This is a genomic window from Amycolatopsis sp. A1MSW2902 (assembly GCF_017312175.1).
GTDB classification, from domain to species: Bacteria; Actinomycetota; Actinomycetes; order Mycobacteriales; family Pseudonocardiaceae; genus Amycolatopsis; species Amycolatopsis nivea.
The window spans coordinates 103,238-127,993 of sequence record NZ_QJPO01000003.1 but is presented as its reverse complement, the minus strand read 5'-3'; the positions used below and the strand labels follow the sequence as shown (position 1 = coordinate 127,993).

The following is a 24,756-nucleotide window of genomic DNA, read 5'->3' as shown; positions in this document are numbered from 1 at the left end:
ATTGCCGTGAATATCCTCGACGAATCTCCTCGACCAGCCCCGGCGAATACTGCGGTCTTTCCTCACCTCGTCCCTGCGTTCCCCGCCGTCATCAGGGCTTGGTGCAGTACTAACACGCAAGACCGGCCTCATGAGAACTCCCCGCACTGAACGCTGGTGTCCCCGAGGTGCAGGGCGGTGCCGTACCAACTCCTTGCAGGCTCAGTCACCGCAATCACTCGGTCTTCGTCGAACCCGCACCTGCGCGTCGCGTTTCCCTGTTGAGTTGCTGTTGTGCCAGACCGGCCGCCGCCCGCCGATCGCTCGCTTCGGTCATCGGGCTCCCTCATCTCGAACAACGTGCCAAGCCGCCGGCAGAATCTGCGTGTGGGACCGATGCTCCCGACTGCAATCAAGGCCGTCCGCTGTTGTACAACCGGTTTCGTCCCCTGGCGGGCCGTAACACCACGTCGCACTTCGCCGTCTAGATTATTGTGCCGTCGCAAGACTATGCCCGCCGATATTGAACGTCAGGAAGCCAGATGCACCTCGAACGCCTCGTCCTTCAGAACTTCCAGTGCTTCGGCCCAGAGCCGGTCGAGATCGAACTGCTCCCGGAGCTGACCGCGTTCCTCGGAGCGAACGGTTCCGGAAAGACGGCCGCCTGTCGCGCGTTGTCAAGAATGTTCGGGATTTCGGCGGACGACCGCACTGTCCGGCCGGGTGACTTCCACATCCCGATGGAGGAACAGACTCCGCCGGAGACCCGTGCGCTGCGGATTGAGGCGCTCCTCGGATTCCCTGAACTCGAGGTCGACGACCCGGCGAGCAAGGCTGCTGTCCCTGAGTTCTTTCACCGGATGGCTGCCTCGTCCGATGGTGTCCTCAAGTGCCGCCTCGTACTAGAGGCGACGTGGGAAGCCGACGGCACCCTCGAAGGCTCCGTGACAGAGACCCGGCTGGTCGTCCAGACCCTCGAAACCCCATACCGGGAGGAAGACTGCGTGCCATTGCCCGCAGCCGAGCGGGCGCGGATCCAGATGATCTACGTCCCTGCTTCCCGGGACGGCGCTCGACAGGTCGCGGCATTTCTCCGGAGCCGCCTGTGGCGAGCCGCTCGCTGGTCCGAGGAGCTGCGCGACCTCGCGGAGGAAACCGCTGCAGAACTGGCCGTCGAGTTCCGGAAAGAACCGGCGACCTCGGCGGTCGAGCGGGTGCTGGCCGGACGTTGGCGCGAGCTGCATGACGCCGGTACGCACACCGAGCCTCGTTTCCGCCCGCTGGAGAGCGACTTCGCACAGCTGCTGGGCAACGCCGAGCTTGTCTTCGAGCCTGATCCGACTGGCCGCGCAAAGCCAGCGCGCGAGCTGAGCGATGGCCAGCGGTCGCTGCTGCATCTCGCGCTGCTGAGCACCACGCTCGACATCGAAGCCGACGTCGCCGCGGGAAAGCGCACAGCGGAGTTCGACCTCGGCTCCGCGCACCTGCCCAGCCTGACACTCGTCGCGGTCGAGGAACCCGAGAACAGCCTGTCCCCGTTCTTTCTGTCTCGCATCGTCACGCAACTGCAGGCACTATGCATCAGTTCCCGGGCACAGGTCGTCCTCGCAAGCCACTCCGCGGGTGTGCTGCACCGCATTGATCCGAAACAGCTGCGCTACTTCCGCATGGATCACAGCGACGGTACGGCCTCGGTGCGGAAGATCCTGCTGCCAGCCGAGGAATCCGAAGAAGCCAAGTACGTTCGCGAGGCGATTCGCGCTCATCCGGAACTGTACTTCGCCAAATTCGTTGTCCTCGGCGAGGGCGACTCCGAAGAATTGGTCATTCCCCGCATCGCGCAGGCTGTGGGCGTCTCCCTCGATCCGTCGTTCGTGGCGATGGCACCGCTCGGCGGCAGGCACACCAATCACTTCTGGCGTTTGCTGACCGACCTCGGAATCCCGCACACGACACTACTCGACTTAGACTACGGCCGGGCTGGCGGCGGCGCGGGCCGGATACGCGAAGCCTTCACTCGGCTAATCGACTACAACGTCAAGCCGTTCGCAGGTCTTCCTGGTTTTTCCCAGGTCGAGGACATCACCGACGACCTCACTCTGGACCAGCTCGCCCCGCTGATCGCGCATCTGCGCGGCCACGGTGTCTATTTCAGCGAACCTCTGGACCTCGACTATGCCATGCTCACTGCCTTCCCCGACGCCTACAAGAAACTCGACGACGGAGAGCGCGGGCCCCAGAACAAAGACGCACACGACGCGGTGTTGGGAACCGACGGCAAAGACCACGGATACTGGACGCCCGAGGACGACGACGAGGCTAGCAAACTGGAAACCGCTTTGCAGTGGTACCGTTACCTGTTCTTAAGCAGGTCCAAGCCTAGTTCTCACCTGCGCGTGCTGGCCAGCCTTAGCGATCTGGAGCTGGGCGCCGGTCCCGAGGTGCTTACCGCGCTGATCGAAGCCATCCGCAAGGAGCTCGAGCTGTGACCCCCGATTCGGCAGCAACTGGCTGGCAGCCGGTGGGCATCAACGACCTCGAACCAGCCGCATGGGACGCACTGTCTGACGCAGGCTCTACCGCAGTCGCCGCCGGCCCCGGCGCCGGCAAGACCGAGTTCCTGGCTCAACGTGCCGCGTACCTGCTGCAGACTGGCCAGTGCGCGCCACCGCACCGCATTCTCGCGATCTCGTTCAAACGCGATGCCGCGACGAACCTGGGTCGCCGCGTGCAGGAGCGAGTGCCCGAGCACGCGGACCGGTTCGTCTCGCGGACATTCGACTCTTTCACCAAAGGCCTGCTAGACCGGTTCAAAGCCGCCCTACCAACCGGCTGGACCTTGCCCGGTTCGTACGAACTGGCGTTCCCCAGTACCACCGAGCAACGCGATTTCATCGATTACCTTGCCGACACTGCCAACGGAGATCAGCGTGCCGCCCTGTACCGGCTGCCTAGGAACACCTTCCTCGCCGAGGTGGTCGGAGCCTGGTCGCTACCGTCCGAACCGCCGGCGGGCGATCCAGCCGACGCCGCGGCGCTCGCCGCCTGGCGATGGTGGCAGGAACGCTTCGAACGCCCTGAACGCCCGTGGCTGGATTTCGTCATGATCAATCGTCTGGCGGAGCTCCTAGCCCGCACACGGCCGCAGATCCGGCGTGCCCTCCGCGCGACCTACCCGTTCGTCTTCGTCGACGAGTTCCAGGACACCACCATCGCTCAGTTCTCTTTCCTGAAAACTGTCTTCACGGATGCTGTGATCACTGCGGTCGGCGACCGGAAACAGCGGATCATGGGCTTCGCTGGCGCGCTCCCGGACGCCTTTCCCCGGTTCATCCGGACCTTCTCCGCCTGCGAATACGCGCTGGCGTGGAACTTCCGCTGCACCGACAGTCTCGTAGCGCTCCAGCACGTCATCGCGGCCAAACTGGATCCTACGGCCATGCGCGCGGAATCAAGGGTCGACGACGGACCAGCCATCGAACCCGTGCGGTTGTGGCGCTTCAACGGGGCCGTTCAGGAAGCGGCGATCATCGCCAGCTGGATCGCCGATGACATCGACCAATTCGACCGCACTGCCGCCGACTTCGCGCTCGTCGCCCGGCAGAAGGTCGACACCCTCGAACCGCACTTGCGCACTGCCCTGGCCCGGCACGGCATCCGGCTCCGCAACGACGACGCGCTCTGCGGGAAGATGCGTCTTCAGGACCTTCTCAAGAACGAAGTCACCCGGCTGATCCTGGGCGCGCTCCGGCTTGCCGTCCACCCGGACGGGCTAAGCGATGTCTGGCTCGAGACCTCCGCGCTGCTGCAGCAAGTGCGAGGGACCGCGGGCGACGACATGGCGATCCGGAACGTGCACGATGAGCTGGCGCAGCTCACCGGAACTATCCGAAGCCGGCTCGCTAGCACGTCCGTCGACTCGGCGACCGTCGTCAACGAGGTAGTCCGGTTCCTCGGCCCCGACGAGCTCCGCGGATACGTCAAGTCTGCACAACGCGGGGAGGAACTCGAAGTCGTCCTTGATTCATTCAGGGCACGGCTGGCCGTGGTCTCATCCCAAACAGCTGACTGGAGCGCGGCCTTCGATGAGTTCGAGGCCGCTGACGCGGTCTCCCTTATGACCGTCCACAAGAGCAAAGGCCTCGAATACCACACCGTTTTCTTCCTCGGACTCGACGATAACCAATGGTGGTCCCACTCCCGCGACCGGGAAGGATCAACTTCTGCCTTCTTCGTGGGGCTGTCCCGCGCAGCACGCCGGCTGATCTTCACCACGACGTCGAACAACACCCAAGGCATCGCCGAGTTCTACGATATGCTCCGACGCGCCGGAGTCGCCGAGCAAAGCTGGCTCCCGGACGACGCCGGGCCGGGCCGAATCCCACCGACGGCGGAACCGATCCCAGCGAAGCTTTGGTCGGTAGGGGAGAACCGACCTCTCAGCTAAGGAGGTCTCTATGGCCGGCCAGCCCCCATTGGGGATTTTTCATCCTGGTTTGTGCTGTTCATGGCGGGTTGACGGGGTGTGGTAGTTGTCAGGCCGGGGTGGGCTGGGCGGTGTCGCGGACGGCTTGTTCGTGCTGGGTGAGGACGAGCAGGGCGCGGACGAGGGTGGTGGCGTGGCGTGGTGCGATGCGGAGTTTGTCGAGGACGCGCCAGGTTTTGAGGGCGGCGAAGCCGCCCTCGACCGCGCAGCGCATCGCGTTGAACACGCTGTTGGCCTGTTTCTGCGGCTCGGTGAGCGGCCGGTTGGTTTCGGCTTTGAACGGGGTGAGCACGATCTGCGCGCAGGGGCCGCCGCAGTCCGGGCAGTGGCGGGTGTCGCGGACGTCTTTGTGCCAGCCCTGGTAGCCCTTGTCCGCGGCGGGGGTCAGGCCGTGGGCGTGGAGGCGGTCGCGCAGCCGGTGGCGGCGGGCGGCGGTGATGTCGGCGGTCCTGCCCGGCAGCACGGCCGAGACCCACAGCAGCCGTCCGTGTTCGTCGGTGAGGCCTTGGACGTTGAGGCCGTGGTGTTTGTGCTTGCCGCTGTAGTTGCGGCGATTGTCTGTGCCGGTGCGGCGGCGGGTGCGGATCAGGGTCCCGTCGGCCAGCACCACCGCCGCGCCGCGGGCGGCCAGCCGCCGCAGCACCCGCCCCAGCCGCGGCGCCCGGGCCGCGAGCAGGTCGATGGCCTCCAGCAGCCAGCGGCGCAGCGTGGCGGCCGACACCGCGTTGGCGCGGGACAGGTCCAGCAGGCGCTGGTCGTGGCGCAGCATCGCCAGCACCAGCACCGCCTGCTCGGCCGGGGACGCCTTGCGCCACCGCGACCCGATCGCCCGGCGGCGGCCGATCAACCCGGCCAGCATCGCGATCGTGGGCGGCGACACCGGCAACACGCTGCGATACGAGGCCAGAACCTGCTGTGAGACAGTGAGAGCGGAGCCCCCGGACGTTTTTTCTCGAGTCACGACTTGATCAACATCCGGGGGCTCCGCCGCGTTCCCGCCCGGCCCACGCCCGCCCCGCAACTCCGTTACAGCACAACCACAACCAGCCCCGTCAACCCCACCTAACCAGCACCAACAAGATGAAAAATCCCCATTGCGGCGCGGCGCGGCCCGACCAGTCCGTGGACACACCCTGGGACAGCAGCACCTCGTCTACGATGGCTGTCGACACTGGGGGGGCATCGCGGGACTGGAGTCTCCGCACGAAACCGCGCTTGCGTGCGCTGGCCGCACCATAGTCGATCTTCGCGAGCCTGATCCGCCCGCGGCACGCACCTTCCGTGGCAGCCGCTACTCCAGTTGTTTCTGTGCGAACCGGTCCGTCGAGACGACGATCATCATGGTGATCACTCCGCCCCGGTGATCGGTGTTGTCGAGGACGGACAGCTCGCTAGTGACAGGTTCAATACAACGCCCATAACGACCAGTGCTCGCCGCCGCCGTCGACCGCGCCCTCGACGCTGGTTTCGAGCGCACGCCTGGCAGTTCGCTTGCACATCGGAGCCGATCCACAGGATGTTGGCTAGCATCTCGGCGTCGCGCTGGGCGCTTTTCGACTTCGCTTGCGAGAGCCGGGTTTGGTAGCGCGCGGTGTCTTGCGCCAAGCCCCGGCATTGTCGGCGAGATGCACGACCGGCGTACTGGCATACGTCCGTCCACCTCTCGTCATACGCACCGGTTTCGAAGCGACCCGCAAGCGAATGGGTTCGAAACCCTGATGTTACGATGAGTTCTCGATTGCTTACATGGAGTGATCCAATCTGGGCTCAGCAATAACTCAGAAGGCGCTTTGCGCTCATACAAAAGCAGGTAGAGTTGCGCGCAGAGGGGGTCGTGGGCGGCAGCGGCCTGGTACACGTTATCTGGGGACAGGAGCTGATGCTCGTGGCGCACGACTATCATCTTGAAGAACTCGGCCCACGAGCTTTCGAACAACTTGCCGCTACCTTGGCTCACGCGGCATTCGGCCCCGGCCTCGACGTTTATGGATCAGGCCGCGACGGCGGGCGCGAAGCCACCTTTCACGGGCGGATCTCGTGGGACGGCGGCATGACAACGTGGGAAGGGTACACAGTAGTTCAGGCCAAGCAGCGTGAACATATGGCAGACCCGGCAACCAATCTTAAATGGCTGCAAATCCAAGTACGCAGCGAACTCAACTCATGGATGGCGCGCAACTCAGGGCGCGACGGTTTTCCGGATTACCTCTTGTTTGTAACCAACGTGAGACTGTCGGCCACACCCGGCGGCGGCGTTGACACAATAACCAAATACGTGCTGGAGGAACTCGACCGCGGGCACCCATTCGACCGCTCGGACACTCCCCGTTCGCGCGGACTGAAAGATATCCGCATCTGGCATCGCGACACTCTCAATGCGATAATTTCGAGTAATCAAGGGGTGCGCGCTGCGTTTCCGGCACTGCTGACAATCGGCGATATAATTGCCCGAGTCAACAACCTACCGGTAACAATAGACCCATCTGTTATTGGCCCCATTCTGCACAATCACGCTCAGAGTTCGTTAAAGCACGAACGATGGGTTCGCTTCGGGGAGGCCGGGGGGCTCCAGGCACGCCAGTCAGTAGATCAGATCGTTGTAGATCTGCCGGTGCGCCACGCAGAAAATAACAGAGAGCAAGCTCTTGGAGAATTCATCAAGATGGGCGACCCAGTTCTGCGTCGCTCAGTGTGGAACACCAATAAGCCGCGACATCTAGTGATAACAGGGGCGGCAGGAAACGGCAAGAGCACGCTCGCGAAGTACCTTACCCAAATTTATCGAGCGCATTTTCTTGACCGCGAACAATTAACGGGAACAACTCGTGAAATTGTCGAATGCACACTCCGCTCCCAGGTGCGCCTACAACTTGCGCCACCCAAGTCCCGGCGATGGCCGCTGAATGTCTCCTTGCCAGAGATGGCAAACGATATGGGGCCAAGCGGCGGGCCGACGATGCTGCGCTGGCTGAGTAGCCATATTTCGGCCCGAACTTCCCTCGACCTTCAGCCGGCTATCCTAGAAAAGTGGCTCAAGGGATGGCCATGCCTGCTAATTCTGGACGGCCTAGATGAAGTTACGGCCCCTTCGCTAAGGCAACGAGTGCTTGATGAGATATCCGAGTTCGTGGAACTCGCAGATCAAATCGATGCCGACTTGTTCGTCATCGTGACAACTCGCCCAACTGGGTATACCGAGCGCATCATGCCAGCAGAGTTCACGCAACTCGACCTCGATTACTTGACCGTCAACGAGGCGGTTGACTACGGGAGGCATATCACAGAGAAAAGATTGCTTGATGATATACTTATTCAAGAACAGGTAATCGATCGATTTGAACGCGCTACGACATCGCCCGCAATCGAGCGATTAATAAAGACTCCGCTCCAGGTTTTAATACTGACATTCATCCTGGAAAACCTCGGCGAACTTCCGGCCACGCGTTATGAACTATTCTGGTACTACTATGAGACCGTGTACCGTCGTGAACAGGAAAAACCAACATCGCACCGAACATTTTTGCGCACTCATCGTGACGATGTAACTGAGCTTCATCAGCGCGTCGGGATTATCCTGCAGATACAGTGTGAAGGCACAGGAGAGACGAGAGCACGGCTTCCTCTGCTGTCGCTTCGTGCGCTTGCCAGGGCCAGAATGATTGAAGTCGGCCATGAGGACGACTCCGAGGCGGATGCTCTAGCTGAGCAAGTTGTCCAGATTGCGACCACCAGGCTCGTTCTTCTGACCGCCGATGAAGGTGACACCGTCTCCTTCGAAGTCCGCAGCCTCCAAGAGCTTATGGCTGCACGCGCACTAGTCGACGGCGACGACGCCACCATACGGTCGAATTTGATTGCGACAGCACCTAGCCCGCACTGGCGCAATACCTGGCTGTTCGCAGCCGGAAAACTGTTCACGGACAGCGACCACCGCAGAAATCTAGTCCTCAGCATCGTGGAGACTTTCGACAGGACCACCAACTGCTGGCCCGGTTGGCTGTATCCGATCGGCCCCGAACTTGCGGCACACCTTATCGACGACGGTCTCGCAGAAACGAAGCCAGCCGCCTTGCGCGCCCTCGTCGAGATCGCCCTGAGGATTCTACATGGACCGATACCAGAAGAGTTCGTAACAGTTGCCAAAAGCTTGTCTTATGCAACCAGACATAAGACACTGAGCACCCTAATTCGAAACGAAATGCGAAATGCTTTCGCTGGAACTCCTGTTGCCGTTAATGCAGCGAGCCTCCTAGCGCTCGCGTCTCCGGGGGCAGTCATCGTTCCAGGTCAGCCGCTACCTGCCGAGCTCAGAAATGCAACTCGCCTCTGGACAAATTCGCCGCCTCGAGGGCCCCGTACAACCGTTGGAAGACTGCTCAGACGCGCCCTAGCAGAACTCCGCGATGAACCTGGCGAACTCTTGACTGAGGCGGCAATTAGCGAGTGCGAACAACTTACGCTCCTCACGCTTCCGGACGGAAGCTTCTGGCCAAATGTCGTTCCACCCACATTTACCCATGACAAACTCGACGCAGCTTTCAACGATCCGGACGCCACGACGCTATTTCAGTTGTGCCTCGGTAACATTGAGCCAAATGAGTGGGCGGCCCGATCATTGCTGGCGAGAGCAATGTCAGCCGCAAAGTCCAGGAAGCCTGTTAGCGAGCACTTGACACTCCCCTACGTCAGGGACATTATGCAGTAGGAAGAACTTTAGTTAGACAATGTAATCTCATTGAATTATTAACTCATATTGAGTCACGTCGGCCGTGCAGCGACTCGTTAAACCTCGATCACTTGCCCTAAAACTGTCAACCGCCTCCGGCCGCACTCGAAATCGACTAGCGCATATCACACGAAACCCGCACCAACTAACCTCACCAGTACACTCACGCAGCATGAAACCCGATGGCGCGCGGTTCGCACCCACCGTCCAGCAGCGTTCGCTCTTCCATCCTCTCGCTTTGCTGGGCTTGCCGTAGCAGACCTATCGTGGATCAGGTCGTCAAGAACCGACCCGTTCATCGGCTTCGAATTGCAGTGCTCGTGCGGCGCTGTCGACCAGATCGTCGTATGTGAGCACCTGGACTCGGGTCAGGTGGGCGTTGTACGACCTGATGGTTTGGTGTATCTGTTCGCTTGTGATCCCGTCTGTGGCCTCCAGTTCGGCATTCCCGATCACCACCGTGCCCCTGGCCCGACGGTAGTCGTAGTTCGCGCCAAGTTCGTTGTGCTCATACGTCTGCAGCGAGGTTCCTAGGTCATCTAGCCCGCGGAGGTAGTTCATGCACTGTCCGATTGCTTCGTGGACGTCGGTCGACACGATTAGGTGATTGCGTTGCTTCTTGACAAGTCTATGGCCCGGCCGCTTGAGTTCGATCACGTGAATGCTGCGGTCACTGCAAATGAGCGGGATGTCGTGCTGATCAAGCGGGACGCTGTCGCGTCGTTCGCGTATCCCGATGTACTGCCCGCCGAAGATCCAGAATTTTCGACCGATCAGGCTCTGGACGGTCTCCTCTTTAGCCGTCCTGTCGAGGACAAGATCACGCAGTTCTGCGACCGCTCGACGCCTGCGATGGATGACGTCAAGGTCGAGCGCAAGCTGGCCGACTGAAGTCGAGCTCAATCCCGCGACGACCTCTCCAAGGTCGTCGCGTTGTGCGAGGCGGCGGCCCAACTCAGCGGCACCGACATTCGTCTGCCGCAGGGCTGTCCGCACCTGTTTGACCTGCGCCGAGATCTTTTCCGCGAAGTTCGTGAATCCCATTTCAGCGTCGGGTTCGCGTATCGTCACGTTGGGCTGGTGCGTCGCCACCAGTAAACACGCTGCGTCATACATCCTGTCCCGCACGATGCGCCGGAAGAAATCACTAAGCAGGTCTTCTGGCCGCTTCGGCGGTTCTGGCGAGGTTCCCGGCGTGCTCGCTCCGGGAAGAGTGGGCGACGCCGCGGCCGCCTGGTCCTCAAGCACATACACCAAGCCAAGCGCGGGCTTCAGCGCGCGAACTGACGGCTGGTCGTAGGGGCGGGAGACATCAACCCCCCGCGCGACGATGTCGTCCATCCTGTTTCGGACGTTGTGGCGGGCGGCCGAGCCACTCACCGAGATGATTTCGATCCCGCCAACGGGCATCTCATCCTCGGTCACGAGGACGTCCCAAGGTCTCCTGACGCGATGATACGCACCAGGGAGGTTCATCGATTGGTCAGTGTGAATCGCCGATCGGTCGACGCCACACCGTACGAGTTCCTCGACCACCGCATCTTTCAGATGTTGATATCGACGTCGGCTGCGTACGTCGTTGGCAGTGGACCAGTCGTTCCGGATCGCTTCTTCCGCAGCATGGACAGTCACGGGCTTCATCTTTCCGCAACCGTCCGAGACAGGTAACAGGCGGTCCCGTCGAGAGTGTTTTCCGGACGTTCGACGGCTGATTTCGAGCTCGACGCCCTTTACCCAACTAGCCAGGAGCAGCGAGCGCTGAAACCGAATAGAACTGGCAGTCGCTCGATTACTTGCTCAACGACCGTGGCCCGGTGCCTCGTAACTAGCTCTGACCTGCGGGTACGCGATCCGTCATCCGACATCAAGCGTTGTGGTTAACGAGCAACTCGCCCCTCGGACACCAAACCAGGTGAGATTTCCCCAAGTCTTGCAACAGTCGATCACCCAGCACAAGGGTGGTCGGCTTCGCTCGTTGAGCAGGCTGTTCGCGGCGCTGGGCGGGTGGTCGGCATGACGTCGGTCGTCCCGCCGCTCATCCCCGGTGCCGACGCCCGTAGCCGCCTCGCGCCCTTGGCTGTGCCCGTCGAGCGGCTCCCGCTGCCGACCGTCCCGGCTCCGTCGCGTCACGCGGACTTCGCCTATGCGCTGTCCCGGCTCGACGGGTCCGGACGGCTTTCCGCGACGTCGGTGCTCGCTCAGCTCCGGTGGCGAACCTCGGTCCGGCTCGACGCCACCGTCGTCGGCACCTCGATCGTGTTCCGCCCCGACCGGCATGGACCCTTCGCGCTTGACCCCAAACGCAAGGTCGTCATCCCGCACCTGCTGCGCCGACCCTGCCGTCTGCGTACTGGTGACCAAGCGCTGCTCGTGGCTGACGTCCGGGAGAACGTCCTCGTCGTTCATCCGATGGCTGTGCTCGACAAGCTGGTCCTTGCCCGGCATGCCTCGCTGATCGAAGGCGACGGCGATGACGACTAGCCAAGCCGAACTCGACGCTGCCCGGCTCCTGCTGGCGAAAATGGGCGTCACCCCCGCCGACCTGCTCGACAGCCCGGCGCGAGCGGCCGCGACGCCGACCGTCTCCGCCTACATCCCGGTCGTCGCGCGGTCCGTCTCGCCCGCCACAGCGCGCTCGTACGCCTCGTACTGGGCGCAGGCCGAAGCGGCCTGGGGCGACCGGCGGATCGACGAGCCCACCCCTTCGGAGATCAAGCAGCTCGCCGAGGAGGCGCGGGCGAACGCGCTGGTGCGGAGCAATTCCCGGGGCGGTCGCTCGGCGATGGAGAACTTCATCGCCGCGATGCGATGCCTCTACCGGCATGCCGTCGACGACGGACTCCTCACCGAGCTCCAGAATCCGGCGCTCAAGGTCACGAAGCCACGGCGGCTGCCGTCTCCGCGGCGCGCGCTCACCGCCGACGAGCTGACCGAGATCAACGCCGTGACTGTCGAGACTGGTGACGATCCTGATCTCGACAGTCTTCTGCTGCGGCTGCACACGGAGACCGCCTGCCGCCGCGGCGGAGCGCTCGCGCTCCGCCCTCGAGACCTCGACCCCACGGAGTGTCTCGTCTGCCTGCGAGAGAAAGAGGGCACCAGTCGCTATCAGCCGGTGTCCCCGACCCGGATGCGGCTGCTGCTCGAGCACGCAGACGAACGCGGCTCCGCCCATCCCGATGGAGCGCTCCTGCGCTACCGCAACGGCACACCCGTCACCAAGCGTCGTTACGACCATCTGTGGAAGCGCCTCGGCCGTCACCTTCCGTTCGTGCGCAACCAGAACATCTCCACCCACTGGCTGCGCCACACCAGCCTCACCTGGGTCGAGCGCCGCTTCGGTTTCGGCGTCGCTCACGCCTACGCCGGGCATTTCGACTCGTCGGACAACTCCACCGTCACCTACATCAAAGCCGGAATCCACGACGTCGCCACGGCCTTGTCCGCATTGACCGGTGAACCGCATCCCCTGGCCCGCCAGCACCTTCCGGGAGCCGCGCAATGAGCCGCAGACCACAATGGACCGCGTCGCTGGCGGTGCAATGCGCCTGCACCGCGCTCGTCGCACTCGGTGCCGCCTACGCCTCCTACCGGCACGGCCGCACCTTCGCCCTCCGCTTCGGCGCCGACCCGACCACCGCAGCGATCTGGCCGCTCATCGTCGACGGCCTCCTCGTCATCGCGACGGTCGAACTCTGGAAACGCACCGCCGACACCGGCCGGCGGACCGCGTGGGCCGCCTTCGCATTCGGGATCTCGCTCTCGTTGTGCGCCAACATCGGTGCCGCCGAGAGCCTCACCGTCCTCAGCGTCATCGTCGCGGCAAGCCCGCCTATCGCGCTGCTCCTCGCAGTCGAACTGTTCAACCGGGCCCTGCGACGCAGCTCCGTACCGCAGGACGAGACATCCGAGACCTCCGCCGAGACCGCTCGGCACGATTCGGACATCGAGTCTCGAACCGCGCGGCCGACTGCGGAACAGCGGATGTGGCAGCACTTCGTCCAGGAGCACGCCCGCGGCCGCACCCCGACAGGCGCGGAACTCGACCGCATCGCCAACACCCACAACTACGGACGACGCATCCTGCGCGAGTGGAAAGCCGCCGGCCGACTCTCCCAGTTGGAGAACGAACCGGAGCAGCCGAGCATCCTGGCCGCTTGAAACCGAGGCATCGCACGTGGCGGACGGGATCCCGCGCGCCGCGTTCGATGACGAGCCTGTTTCAGCAGGTCGCCGGTCTCGCCCTCCAGCGGGAGCTGGAGCGCATTGCTGACGGTCGAGCTTCCGCCGTCGCAGCCCGCCGGTACCGCGCACGCACCGTCTCCTGCCGGGCATTAGCTGCGCTGGGCTGAATCCGCTGTGTGAGTTCGATCCCCTGGGGCGGTTCGGACGACATCTACATCGGAAAAAATGGTCTTTGAGCTGCGGGTTTCTGCGGTGGTCGGGATTGTGAGCTGCCGCCGGTCGCGCAGGGGTGAGTCGGCATGACGGCAGCGATGGCGGAGCACGTCGGCCGTCCTCCGGAGGAATCAGAGGCTCGGACGCGCCGCCCATGGTCGTTGTGGGTGCAGTGCGGTGCGACGGGTTTGGTGGCGCTCGGTGCTGCGTATGCGTCGTATCAGCACGGTCGGACGTTCGCGTTGCGGTTTGGTGCTGATGGGGCGACGGCGGCGATTTGGCCGTTGATCGTGGACGGGCTGCTCACGTTAGCGACAGTCGAGTTGTGGCGGGGCCAACGGGGGAGTGGACGTTCGTTGGCGTGGGCGGCGTTCTTGTTCGGTATCTCCTTGTCGTTGTGCGCGAATATCGGTGCGGCTCCGTCGTTGAGTGTGTTCGGGGTGACGGTGGCGGCTTGCCCTCCGCTTGCTCTTTTGCTTGCTGTGGAGTTGCTGAACCGTGCGTTGCGGCGGCATCGACCGGCAACGGCCAGCCTGTTGGCATGCGTCGAGTCGGGCGAGCCGGCGGTTGAAATGGAGACGGCTGTGGAGTCATCAGTGGAGTCAGTCTCGGTTACCGGTGTGTTGACGGCTGAGCAGCGGATGTGGCTGCACTACGAGCAGGAGGCAGCGGTGGGTCGCCGGCCGTCGGGTGCGGAGTTGGATCGGGTGGCGGGGACGCACAACTATGGTCGGCGAGTTCTCCGTCGGTGGAAAGCCGCAGGTCGCCTCGACGCGGTCCTGGAAGCGAGGGCGTCGGCTGTCGAAGATGGAGCGGGGAGAGCCGTGACCGGCGTTTCTTGAGTGTGCGGTAAGGATTCGTTGTAGGGCATTGCCAGTGTCTGCCTTCAGCGGAAGCCTGTGGTGACTCGTCTGGTGATGCTGGAGGGTTACCGGCGAACGCCGGACTCCTCGGTGACGATGCTGGCGGCCGATGGATGGCCCCCGGTAAGCAAGGGACGGGCGGTGTTCATCGTCGCCAGCCAATCCGTCCATGGATTCCCGGCGCTCGCTGGCGGACAGCCCGCTCCGGGACCGGAACTGTGGTGAAACAGGTCAACAGCCTTCAGCGGCACGGTGATCGTTGCTGTGGAACCGCGGCCTGCCCGGCAAACCGCACTGGGGCCCGTAGGACGGCGGCGCTGGTCCAGGAGCTGAAGGGGCTTTGACAGGTCAATCCCACCACAACACGACGGCCAGCCGACGCTGGGCGGCTTCCGCGTAGGAGTCGCGCAGGAGGGCGTGCTGTTCGGCCAGGTCGCCGGAAACCGTTCCGGCAAGCGAGCCCAGTTTCATCTCGACATGATCCGGCTCCGCCGGCACGACGGGCGCGGGCCGCTTCCGGCGTGATGTCATGCAAGGCTTCCGCGACCGCTGCGACTTGCTCAGGCTCCAGCGCGGTCATCGGATGTCCGTCGATCGAGGCCGCCAGTTGCCCATCATGTACTTGGTGGACGCATGCAGGCCTGCTGCGTTCGGCTGTCCGAATGTGCGCTGGTCTTGCCGAGCGCTCGGCGCGCCAGTTCGGCTTGCCTGGAGTTCTTCGGGATCATGGGGGGATGCAGGGAGGGAAAGTGGAGGTCTTCTGGGGCGATAGGCCGAATGTCGGTTCCGAGCTTCGGTTCCTTGAGCAACTCACCGCCGACCTCGAAAGCTCGGGAACACACGCCATTGTCCTCGCCAACTTCTTCACCGAGCGTGCATCGCGGCAGATCGACTTCCTCGTGATCACGGACGTGCACGTGTGCCACGTAGAGCTCAAGAACTACTCTGGGCAGTTAGTCGGGCACGCGAACGGGCTGTGGTCGTCCCGGCGCGCAGACGGCGTGCTCGAGGAGATTGACCGGCAGAACCCGTATGTGCAAGCGCTTGAGGGCAAATTCGCGTTGAGTGACGACATGCACGCGCTTGCCGCGCGGGCCGGCGTCGCGCTCGCTCGGAAGTATTACACCCAGTTTGACAGTGTCGTATGCGTGTTCCCGAGGCTCGCCGCGGGCTCGGAGGTGCCTGACGACTTCAAGGTCCGGACACTCGGGTATGCCGACTTCCTGACGTTTCTGCGGACGCCTGGGCGGCGGCTCCCGTGGGACCGTGACCGCTGGGCCGGTTTCATCCGAGCGCACAGGCTGGCCCAGGGCGGCGAAGAGGACGAGGTCGATGCGAACATTGCCGGGCGGCTTGTCCGCACGTACGCGCGGAATCTCGGGGAGTTCTACAGGACGCGGCTGCACGAACTGGTCGGCGTCCCGTGGCTGCTCGACGACGGGGCAGTGGTCCCGGTCGAACTTCTCCGCTCCGGAGTGAAGCATGCCCAGCTCATCGGGCCGTCCGGGGCCGGCAAGAGCCATCTGGCCAAGCACCTCGCCCTTGCGATGGCCGACGCGGGTTTCGTGCCGATCCTCGTCGACGCGAGCATGTACGAAGATCGACTTTCGGCCCTGCTGAACCGAAGCGTCGGCCGGTTCGTCGTCGGATCCGCGGACGAGTTGCTCCGTGCGGCAGCGATTACAGGGCAACCGGTGTTCTTGCTGGTGGACGGCTTCAACGAGTGTCCCGCCCGGCTCCAGGAGCGATTGCTGGGGGACCTGGCGGCGTTTTGGCTTCGCACTTCCGGGACGACGTTGATCACCAGCCAGGAAGAGGTGCCGCTGCCCGGCCCTGTTATGCGCGCGGGACCTATGACGGCCTCGGACAAGGCTGCCATCCTGGAGTCTTACGGCGGCCCGGAGATACTGGAGCTCTGCGAGCCCTTTTCCACGCCGTACGAGCTCGCGATCGCCTCCGAGTGCGCCAGCGAGGTGAGTGCGTCCACCACCCGCGCAACGTTGCTCGACGGGTTCATCCGCAAACGCGTCCAGGAGACGAGGTCGCCTGCCGATGTCCGCGCTGCGCTGCGTCGGGTCGCCTTGGCGATGGACGAGCGTCTCTCTGCCTGGCTGTCGGTCGACGTGGTGCGGCGCCTCGCAGAGCAGGCCGTTGTCGAGAATCAGGCACCCAGCGGTGTCGTTGACGATGTGCTCGGTTGCTCACTGTTCGTCAGCCAAGAAGGTCGGCTCTCCTTCTCGCATGAACTCCTCAGCCGGTTCCTGGTCGCCGAAGAGCTGCTGGTCAGCTATCGCGACCCGGCCGAGCTGGTCCGTGAGCTGGCGCGACCGCGCCACCGTGACCTGCTGCCAGTCGCCGTCTCATTGGCATCGGATGCGGGCTCGCTGCGCAGCCTCTTTGACGGACTGGCCGATGCGGAGCTGTTCGCCGATGCATTGCACGGCGACCACGGAGCACTTGCCGCCCAGGTGGTGCGACCGGCGGCCTTGTCGATGCTGGGGACTGTCACCGAAACGATGGCGGACGCCACGTTCGCCGTCGGTCCTGAGTACCGGCTCACCGTGACCGGCGGTCATCAAATCTCCGATCGCGACGGCAAGCTGTTGGCGGCGGTGGGCCGCTTGGTGCGTCAAGGGCACTTTGTCGACGAGGTCGTCACGCTGCTCGACGCGACGGACGCTGCCTGCCGACGGTCAGTGGGGGAGCAGCCCGGCGTCGGCGAGCCCAGCCCGTCGGACGTGGTCGCGGCCGTGCTGGTCGGGCTAGGGCCGGCGAACGTCGCGGTCGCAGCGAGGATCATCCTGGACGGCTGCGAGCATGCTCACCGCGACACCTGGCTTCAGTCGCTCGCTGGAATCCGCGAGATTTCGGACGGACGAATAGCTGCGGTCGCGGCTGATGCGAGCAGCCGAAGCTACGGCCGTTTGCTGTTGCTGTGCTGCCTTCTCAGCGCGGGGCCAGCCATGGAAGGTGCAGACCTCGCCCCGGACGTGTTTCGACTGGCATGGGAGAGCGGCGCGTACCACGTCCAGCTTGAGGGCTTGCGGATGATTCAAGGGTTCGCCGCCTGTACGAACGGGTTCCCGCAGCACGACCGGATCGTCAGCGTCCTCGACGAACTCGCGGTCGACGAGATACATCCCGTTCTCAGCACACAGCTCGTAGACACCATGAACTCGTTCGGCATGGTCACATCGGACGTCGAGCCAAATCACGTCAGCGCGGAGATATCGGCTTTGCTGCGCGGCGGAGCGAGCTCGGAAAACCGCCTAAGCGCCTACTATCTCGTCACGTCGCAGTTCGATGACTTCGTCGGTGAGGCGTACTTCGTCGCCCTTGAAAAACTCGACCAGGAGTCGCGGACACTGCTTTTTACGATGGCCGCGTTGGGTGCAGAGGACGGGTTTTGGACTGACTGGATTCTGCGACGTCTATGCGAATCGGACGATCGTCGCGCGTTGCCTGCGTTTCTGAGGTGGACGACCCAGTTGGACGCCGAGGCTGCCTACATCCAAGGCGTAGCGTCGTGCTACGTATTGGGATTGGCGGGCTGTGCGCGTTTCCTGACGATCCCGCCGCTGCTTCGAGAGTGCCGGAACCGCGAGGAAGAGGCATGGCAATGCCTCGGCGGAATCGCTTTCTGGTTGTTTCGCGCAGAGCACGCGGACGTCGACGTCGCCGCCCGGTGCGAGCCGATGTGGGAGAGGCTGCGGACCGACTTGGCACCGGCAGCCGCGGACGCCTTGTTCTGGTTCTCGGATCCGGCGGTTGCCGTTGCAGTCGAAGACTGCGCCGGTCATGATGAAGTTAGTCGAAAAGTTCCCGGAAGCGCTCCGGGAACTTTTCGAATGGAGTCTGCGACATCGAGACGAACTCACGTCGTTGTTCGGTGACCACGGCATGTACCTCCGCGGCGAGAAGAGGCTCGCCGGGTACGTGATGCAGATGCTAGGAATCGTCGGCGACGAGGACACCGTCGAACTGCTTCGCGGGTTCGTCGACGATCCAGCGCTAGGGGCCGCTGCGATCGAATCCATCAAACGGCTGACCGGAGAGACTGCATGACCGCCGTGTCGGATGCCCGTAGGCAGCCGACGCGGTGTGGTCGTGTTAGCGGGGGCTGCTCCAGAGCTGGAGCGCTAGCTCGGTCAGAGCTGTCGGTGGCTAGCCTCGCCTGTAACTTCCGCACCCGACCCTTCGCACCGGCGCGCTGCGTGCCCTTTTCGACCGCGACGCTGCCACCGTCGCGGCGTTGTACAAAGCGAGCGTGGCAGAGTTGACTGCTGGGATGGGCCGGTGGTGGGACCGGTGCTGGCGACGGAGCGCGCATCCGCCACTCACGAAAGTTGCCGCTGTCGGGGTGATCAGGCCCTGCTGCGGCTCTGGAGAATGCTCCTACGTTCGGGTCCTGAGCTCGCGTTGGTGCGAATGTCAAGATCGGTAATCCTGCAAGCCTCTTCGTCGCCGACGGAATTTGAAGACGGCGGTTTAATCAGTCCGCACGTCGTGCTCGCCGAAGCCCCGCAACACCCACTACCTGCCACCACGACAAGGTGGCTGGATCACCAAACCAGTCACGGTCCGCCGCGGTGCGACCGGTGCCGCCCGTGCCACAGCGGCGTCCAGCGTCATCAGTGACGAGCACGCGCTCCTCACGCTCGGCACCCATTGTTGTATGCGACGTGCTCGCCCACTCAGACGCGCTCTTCGCCGACAACCCGCACACAACCTGGCTGTGGCGGTCTCTGCATCCCGGCCGGAGCCGGCTTCACGCCGCCGCCAATGTCGCGACACGTGCACAAACCCACGCCCACGCAACCGGTCTCCAGGTGTTGGCCGGCCCAGACTTCTGGAGTCGTTCAGCGGGCACTGCACTGCCGCGCCAGTTCGTGCGTGCCGCACGGGAACTGCCGCTTGGCCCCATAGGACACAGTGAATCCCCGGCGTTGGCCGCTTTCAGACCAGCGGCGCGACAGCACTCGCCTTTCGTTGCCGCTTAGCCTCGCAATATCTCGCCCGCCGTGAACTTCCCCGCGTAGAGATGGCCGAACTGACGCCAGTCGTTGGCCGAGGCCCGTTGGTCAGCGAACTGGTCGAGACACTCCTCGATCTCGCTCAGCTCCCAGCCCTCCGCGAGATAAGGCCTGGCCCAAGGCCCGTCGATCTGCCAGCGTCCCGCCCCCAGCGGCGACCTTCCGACAGATGAGACCCAGGTAGAAGAGGTTTCCCGGGTCAGTGGCGCGGGCGAACGCGGGGAAGGCCGAAGCTGGTTCCCAGCGTCTCCACACCCACTTGAAGTTCAACTCCAGCGTCATCTTCACTGCGGACAGCGCCTCGATTCCGGCTGTCAGCACACCTAGCGCGGCACCTTCGACGACGTGTCGGATCTGCTGATCTTTCGACTCACCCATTCTGCGACTCTAGGCAACCTTGGCGCCACGCCGAACAGGCAGGTCGTGCGGCTTAGAAGCGTCACACAAGCCACTCCGGAGGCTCGTCCCGTGACCACGGTCGTCCGTGGAGTCCGAGTTGAGTGTCGTGCACGTTCCGGAAGCCGGTCGCCGAGACCGGGTTGCCGCCAGACCTGGTTCCACGATCTGAGGCACGGGGCGGCGTCACCGTCTCTCACGACGGTGGCACCGGTGCGCCTGACTGGCTGCCATCGCGGAGTCAAGATCCATTATGTCGTGCCGCCGCAGCAGTGCAGCCGATAGCCGCGAGCACGAGTGTTGTCGGTCGGTGGCTGTTCGCCGGATCGCGCGTCGGCTGCACACAAGACCAGGGCCCGCCAACCGTGAACCCCGAAATTTGCGGGCAATGGATGGGCTTTGCTTTCTTGTCGTGCGGCACTAGAGAATCGAACCCCAAACCCGCTGGTTAAGAGGATCGTCGTAACAGGGTCGGGCGCTCGGCGTGATCCGGTCGTCGCGGCGGCGGCCGTCATGGTGGTGATCGTCGTAGGACTGACCTTCGTACTCGGATTCGGGAAGGTGCTTGACCTTCGGCTGGACGGGTTTCAGTCATGCTGTACGGTTGTAAACTCAATCACTTCAGCGGGGATTCCTTCGGCGAATATGGTCGATCGGAAATCTGTCGTGGCGGCCCCAAATTTCGGTGGACCGCTCGGTCCTCTTGCGGAAAAGAACGATTTCCGGAAATAGGCCTCACCGAGAAATTGCACTCCATTGAAATTCGCACTGCTCCTGAAGGCTGTTTCTCCGAAGTACGCCTCACCGTTGAAGATCGCCGCAGTATCTTGATTCAATTTACCGAAGCTGGCCGGTCCGATGAATACTGCAGAGGGGAAGCTCGCGATCCCCCAGAATGTGGTGCCTTCAAACTTGGCAGATCCGGAGAATGTGACTTCCTCCTGCTGCATGAGTCCCCCGAAGCGTGCGGCTTCGTAAAAGGTGACGCCTCTGAAACGCGCGTCCCCCTTGAAGGTGACGCTCACGAAGTGGGTGCCTCCAAAGAAATGCGCGCCTTCAAAATTCGCGTACCTCGGTAAGCTGGTATTCATAAATAGTGTGGACCCAAAAAATTTGCACTTCTTGAAAGAACTCCACGCGATATCGCTGTCCAGTACGGCGAAGTCGATAAGTGTGGCACCGGTAAGGTCCACCGAGAGTTCTTTCCAAGTCGACGGCAAGTTTCGCCTTAAGTGCTTCAAGATAATTTGTTGTGCGGTCAGTCGGACTTCCCGCTCCTGCAGTTGTGCTTCTCGGGTGCTTTGGTCTCCGTCGTTTCCGGAGGTTTCGTCTGGAATCTGGTAGGGCATTCGGAGGTAGGCACACAACACGTTGACTATGGTTTGCCGTTGGTGCTCGTTGTCCTGAGCAAGGCGTTCGAGAGCGTAAAGCCCGCCGAGCCGGACAGGAGCTTTGTCTGAGCCGAGCTGTTCGACTGATTTTGCGTAGAGCTCTGTGAGGAGGCGGGCCGCGGCATCCGTGCGGGCATCGGCGGCGACGCGATCGGCGTGTCGTTGGTTATGCTCGGACTCCGCCTCGACGTGAGCCTGGACCCGTTCTCGCTGGGCCAGTTCCAACTCCTGGATGCGCAGCCGTCGAGCGGCAAGGTAGAGCGCGAAGAGCCCACCGCCTCCCACGGCGATGGAAGCGGCGACTTTCACTGCGTCCAACTGTGCGGCAGCCTTCTTGTCCGCGCTGGCAAGGGTCAAGCCGTCAATCCACTGCCACAGGGCGACAAGCGTTAACACCGCTGCGCTGAGCACGATGAACGCGACGACCGGGACGGTCCATCGCGACAACGGGGACCGCGCTGACTCCCTGCCCGCGTCTCCCGACGTCGTCGAAGACTTTGTGACGTCCATGCCTCATGATCTCGCACGCACCTTCCTTCACGCAGAGGCACTCCGAGCCGAGGTCGCACTGGAAGCGGTGGTCGGACGGCTTCTGTGCCCGGCCCGGCGGCTTCGGGTTCCTGCTCCGGCGGCCCGGGAGTTCTGGTGTTCGGCGAGTGCGCGCTCAGGCTCAGCTTCCTCGCGCCGGGCGGGTCGGGCTGTTCGTCCTCGATGCGACAGCGACGGCACTCGACCGGTTCGTCGTCGTCTGGCTAGTCAGCTCTGCGTGCGCCGCAGCGGGCGACGTTCGCAGATCTTGGCAGGGACGGCGATGCGGCCTTGGCCGCGGCCAGGCGTCCTCTCGATGCCCCGCACGCTTGTGCCCGCCGTGCCCGGCACGTCGGTCTGGCCGTCGCGCGGGTTCTTAGCCGTCATGGCGGTCAGGGTGACGGCCTAGTGTGCGCTCCACATCGCGATCGGCGTCGCCGCGGGTGCGGCGGCGTGGTAAGTCTAAACCTGCTCGGCGGGGAAGCCGTTCTTCTCGCAGGTGCTTGTGCCGAGCACGACGACCCCTGCGTTCCCGTACCGGGCGGCGAGGTAGGGGCACCGGGCGAGATCTGCCGACTATGGTTTGGGCAGCCACACTGCGACCTCGGCAAGGGCGTCCAGCACTCCGTCGTCGACATGGCCTCCTACGGTCTCCGTTTCAGCGATGACCACCTTGGTGCCGTCGCGGTGAGATTGATAGTGGTGGCCGGTGAAATGAATCCCGGTGAGGCCTAGCAGCGCGCCGGCGAGTGGAGTGATGTCGCCGCTGCCCTGAACCGCTTCGACTCTTTCGAAGGCGTCTGCGTCAGCACGGTTCGCGAAACTGGCCCACGCCACGGAGATGACTGCGGAATTCCCCGCAGTGTCGCCGACGGCCAGAAGTATCCGGTCCAGCGACTTGCATGGGGTGCGGAGGAAGAAGTCGCGTACCTGGTCGGTGGATGCTGCGACGCACTTCAGGTCTCGCTTCAAGGTCTTCTTTAGCGCCCGCAGGCCCATGCGGTTGAACGCTTCGTCAGTTTTGCCGGATCGTGCGGATTTTTTGCTTTCGTTCGTGCGTTTGCCGAGGTCCTTCGCGTTCAGTGAGCTGTCGGCGGTGGCACCGGTCTCCGTTGCCGTCCCGCCTGCGCCCAGTACTCCGCTGGTTCCGGCGGCGAGCGCGAGGGCGACGGCGCCCGCGGCGACAAGCCGACCTGCGCCATTGCCAGGGCCCGGGTCTGAGCCACCTCCCGGACCGCCGATACGTCGCGCCACGCTCACCCCAAAGCGGTGCCATCACTGCAGGTGAGACGAGACTACGGACAGGCATCAGTTGGTGCTGCCGCCGAACGGGCGAAGTCCTGATGGCGGAGTGGGCAGTGAGCGCGGCGTCATGGCGGCTGAGTCGTCTTCGTCATCCCGCGCGGCCAGCGGTTCCGGAACCTCGGCGGTGGGAGTGACTTGTAGCGGGCGTAGTGCGCTTCCCGTTCGGTGCTGCGCGCAGCTTCGCATCCAATGCGGACAAGTGCGGGCCAGAGGCCGGACGACCCGCGGACCGCGCCGAGATCCGGGCGGCACGCGACGTGCTCCTTGCAGACGAGATTCATCCCGTCGCGCAGCGGAGTCACCACCATGACGTCGGAGGCGGAGAAGAAGGCAGCCAGCTCGGTGCCATCCACGGATTGGTGCAAATAGTGCACGACCGGGTGGCCGACGCGGGCGAACTCGCCGTTGATCCGACCGACCATCGCAGCAACAGCGCTGCTGGTCGGCGGTGGTGAGGTGGAAGGCGCGCATGATGTCGTGCCGGCTGTCAGCAGTGCGGTTGGTCGTTGAGCGCGCCAATGACTTGCTCGGGTTTCGTCAGCATCGCTGCCATGGAGGCGAACCGGGCGATGTAGTCGGTGTCGCTCACTGACCCCGGCTGTGCTGCGTGCCAGGCTCCGAGCGCGGTCGTGAACTTGTGCCTGACCGGATCGGAGACAGATGGCAGGAACACGTCTTCGAGTCGTTGGCGGATTTTGGCCGCCAGTGTCGACTGCTCTGGCGTCGGGCCCCCCTCGAATGTGCTGCCTTGTCGAGCTGCCGCGGTTTGTCGCAGTCGTTCGAGGGGGCTGAGTTCAGTCGGGCGACTGGCCTCGAGCAATCTCATCTCGTCGCGGATTCCTGCGACTTCTGTTGCCACTGCGGCAATCAAGTCGGCGTCTGCGGGCCCTGTCGGTACATCGACGCGTTGGACCCGACAGATGGCTGCGGGTTTGATCGCGAGCGAAATGGATCCGGGTGATTCATGGACGTTGAGGTATCGGATTGCGTCGGCTTCGCCTAGGTCGGCTTGGCTGATGCGGGCGACTTCTGTTGCGTTCTCGTCTCGCCATCCCGGTTCTACGAGTATGTCGCGGCGAAGTTCGACCCGGTACAAGGAGAGGCTTGCCCCGCCGTCGTTCTGGTCGTTCATGCGGCGCAGCATCGATTCGATTGCCGCCTCGTACGTTCCGAGGTGAAGCGCTTGGCCTTCGTGCTGGGCACGCACCTTCGCGATGTTCACCGACGGTGTGTGTTGCAATGATTCCACGGTCGCGGACGACAGCGTTCTGCTGCTTTGGGGCCACCCTGTATAGGTGCTTGTGTGGTACCAGGCGACGCGGACGAGGTGTTCGTCGGCGAGCACCGGATCGTTGGCGTCGCGCAGTGCCAGTACAGCAAGACCGAAGTGAATATCCGCGTGGCAGGCGGTGCAGGCGATATGTGCGCCGTTGTCCTCGCGGAAGTACTCTGTGCCGGTGAGATGCGTGGTCTGCGGGCAGTCCGGGCAGCACATGTTGTACCCGTAGTCGAAGCTGACGGGCCGCTCGGCAAGGCGGTCCTCCCGTTCGTGATGCATGACTCCGAGCGTCAGCTCGGATCTGTTCGCGTCGGTTTCCGTCATCGTCTCCATCGCAGGTCTAGAGCGGCCGGGGTGAAAGTTGGCTTGTCG

Annotated in this window: 17 protein-coding genes and 1 pseudogene; 10 read left to right on the top strand and 8 right to left on the bottom strand. The window is 63.5% G+C overall.

What is annotated here, in order from left to right:
• The first annotated feature begins 521 nt into the window (after positions 1-521).
• Positions 522-2,468: an ATP-dependent nuclease gene (locus tag DMP23_RS43710; RefSeq protein ID WP_337824695.1), complete on the top strand. Its 1,947-nt coding sequence runs from the start codon at positions 522-524 to the stop codon at positions 2,466-2,468.
• The gene (locus DMP23_RS43705) at positions 2,465-4,426 is read left to right on the top strand and encodes an ATP-dependent helicase (RefSeq protein WP_337824694.1); all 1,962 of its coding nucleotides are present in this window, start codon (positions 2,465-2,467) and stop codon (positions 4,424-4,426) included. Before DMP23_RS43710 ends, DMP23_RS43705 begins: the two co-directional genes overlap by 4 nt.
• Before the next feature lie 88 nt (positions 4,427-4,514).
• Here the strand turns inward: DMP23_RS43705 and DMP23_RS43700 are convergent, their stop codons facing one another.
• Complete coding sequence (locus DMP23_RS43700; RefSeq protein WP_337820977.1) at positions 4,515-5,345, bottom strand: transposase family protein; 831 nt, start codon at positions 5,343-5,345, stop codon at positions 4,515-4,517.
• Positions 5,346-6,350: 1,005 nt separating this feature from the next.
• Between DMP23_RS43700 and DMP23_RS43695 the strand changes: the two genes are divergently transcribed.
• Positions 6,351-9,170, top strand: coding sequence for an NACHT domain-containing protein (locus tag DMP23_RS43695; RefSeq protein WP_337824693.1), 2,820 nt, complete (start codon positions 6,351-6,353; stop codon positions 9,168-9,170).
• 300 nt (positions 9,171-9,470) lie between these two features.
• Here the strand turns inward: DMP23_RS43695 and DMP23_RS43690 are convergent, their stop codons facing one another.
• Positions 9,471-10,823, bottom strand: coding sequence for a Shedu anti-phage system protein SduA domain-containing protein (locus DMP23_RS43690; RefSeq protein WP_337824692.1), 1,353 nt, complete (start codon positions 10,821-10,823; stop codon positions 9,471-9,473).
• A gap of 381 nt (positions 10,824-11,204) precedes the next feature.
• Here DMP23_RS43690 and DMP23_RS43685 point away from each other — a divergent pair, with 381 nt between their 5' ends.
• From DMP23_RS43685 to DMP23_RS43665, 5 genes are all read left to right on the top strand, one after another.
• Positions 11,205-11,672, top strand: a complete 468-nt coding sequence (locus DMP23_RS43685; protein ID WP_337824691.1) for a hypothetical protein — start codon at positions 11,205-11,207, stop codon at positions 11,670-11,672.
• Positions 11,662-12,696, top strand: coding sequence for a tyrosine-type recombinase/integrase (locus tag DMP23_RS43680; RefSeq protein ID WP_337824690.1), 1,035 nt, complete (start codon positions 11,662-11,664; stop codon positions 12,694-12,696). The genes DMP23_RS43685 and DMP23_RS43680 overlap by 11 nt, the downstream gene beginning before the upstream one ends.
• The gene (locus tag DMP23_RS43675) at positions 12,693-13,352 is read left to right on the top strand and encodes a DUF2637 domain-containing protein (RefSeq protein ID WP_337824689.1); all 660 of its coding nucleotides are present in this window, start codon (positions 12,693-12,695) and stop codon (positions 13,350-13,352) included. Before DMP23_RS43680 ends, DMP23_RS43675 begins: the two co-directional genes overlap by 4 nt.
• A gap of 335 nt (positions 13,353-13,687) precedes the next feature.
• Entirely contained in the window at positions 13,688-14,431 is a 744-nt protein-coding gene (locus DMP23_RS43670; protein ID WP_443111381.1) for a DUF2637 domain-containing protein, read from the top strand.
• Between the two features lie 60 nt (positions 14,432-14,491).
• The gene (locus tag DMP23_RS43665) at positions 14,492-14,677 is read left to right on the top strand and encodes a hypothetical protein (RefSeq protein WP_337824687.1); all 186 of its coding nucleotides are present in this window, start codon (positions 14,492-14,494) and stop codon (positions 14,675-14,677) included.
• Between the two features lie 123 nt (positions 14,678-14,800).
• Here the strand turns inward: DMP23_RS43665 and DMP23_RS43660 are convergent, their stop codons facing one another.
• On the bottom strand, positions 14,801-14,923 hold the full coding sequence (locus DMP23_RS43660; protein ID WP_337824686.1) for a hypothetical protein: 123 nt from the start codon (positions 14,921-14,923) through the stop codon (positions 14,801-14,803).
• Positions 14,924-15,201: 278 nt separating this feature from the next.
• Here DMP23_RS43660 and DMP23_RS43655 point away from each other — a divergent pair, with 278 nt between their 5' ends.
• Both DMP23_RS43655 and DMP23_RS43650 read left to right on the top strand, forming a co-directional pair.
• On the top strand, positions 15,202-18,345 hold the full coding sequence (locus DMP23_RS43655; RefSeq protein ID WP_337824685.1) for an NERD domain-containing protein: 3,144 nt from the start codon (positions 15,202-15,204) through the stop codon (positions 18,343-18,345).
• Positions 18,346-18,352: 7 nt separating this feature from the next.
• A complete protein-coding gene (locus tag DMP23_RS43650) occupies positions 18,353-18,517 on the top strand; it encodes a hypothetical protein (protein ID WP_337824684.1) in 165 nt (54 codons plus the stop codon).
• A gap of 1,951 nt (positions 18,518-20,468) precedes the next feature.
• On the opposite strand, the gene DMP23_RS43645 is transcribed toward DMP23_RS43650, so the two are convergent.
• From DMP23_RS43645 to DMP23_RS43625, 5 genes and pseudogenes are all read right to left on the bottom strand, one after another.
• Positions 20,469-21,782, bottom strand: a complete 1,314-nt coding sequence (locus DMP23_RS43645) for a pentapeptide repeat-containing protein (protein WP_337824683.1) — start codon at positions 21,780-21,782, stop codon at positions 20,469-20,471.
• Between the two features lie 246 nt (positions 21,783-22,028).
• On the bottom strand, positions 22,029-22,187 hold the full coding sequence (locus tag DMP23_RS43640) for a hypothetical protein (protein WP_337824682.1): 159 nt from the start codon (positions 22,185-22,187) through the stop codon (positions 22,029-22,031).
• A 189-nt stretch (positions 22,188-22,376) separates the two neighbouring features.
• Positions 22,377-23,060 carry a hypothetical protein gene (locus tag DMP23_RS43635; protein ID WP_337824681.1) on the bottom strand — a complete coding sequence of 228 codons (684 nt, stop codon included), beginning with the start codon at positions 23,058-23,060 and terminating at the stop codon, positions 22,377-22,379.
• A gap of 278 nt (positions 23,061-23,338) precedes the next feature.
• Positions 23,339-23,536 (bottom strand): annotated as a pseudogene (locus DMP23_RS43630) (trehalose-6-phosphate synthase); the annotation flags it as partial.
• Between the two features lie 56 nt (positions 23,537-23,592).
• Entirely contained in the window at positions 23,593-24,708 is a 1,116-nt protein-coding gene (locus DMP23_RS43625) for a hypothetical protein (protein WP_337824680.1), read from the bottom strand.
• Positions 24,709-24,756: the final 48 nt, after the last annotated feature.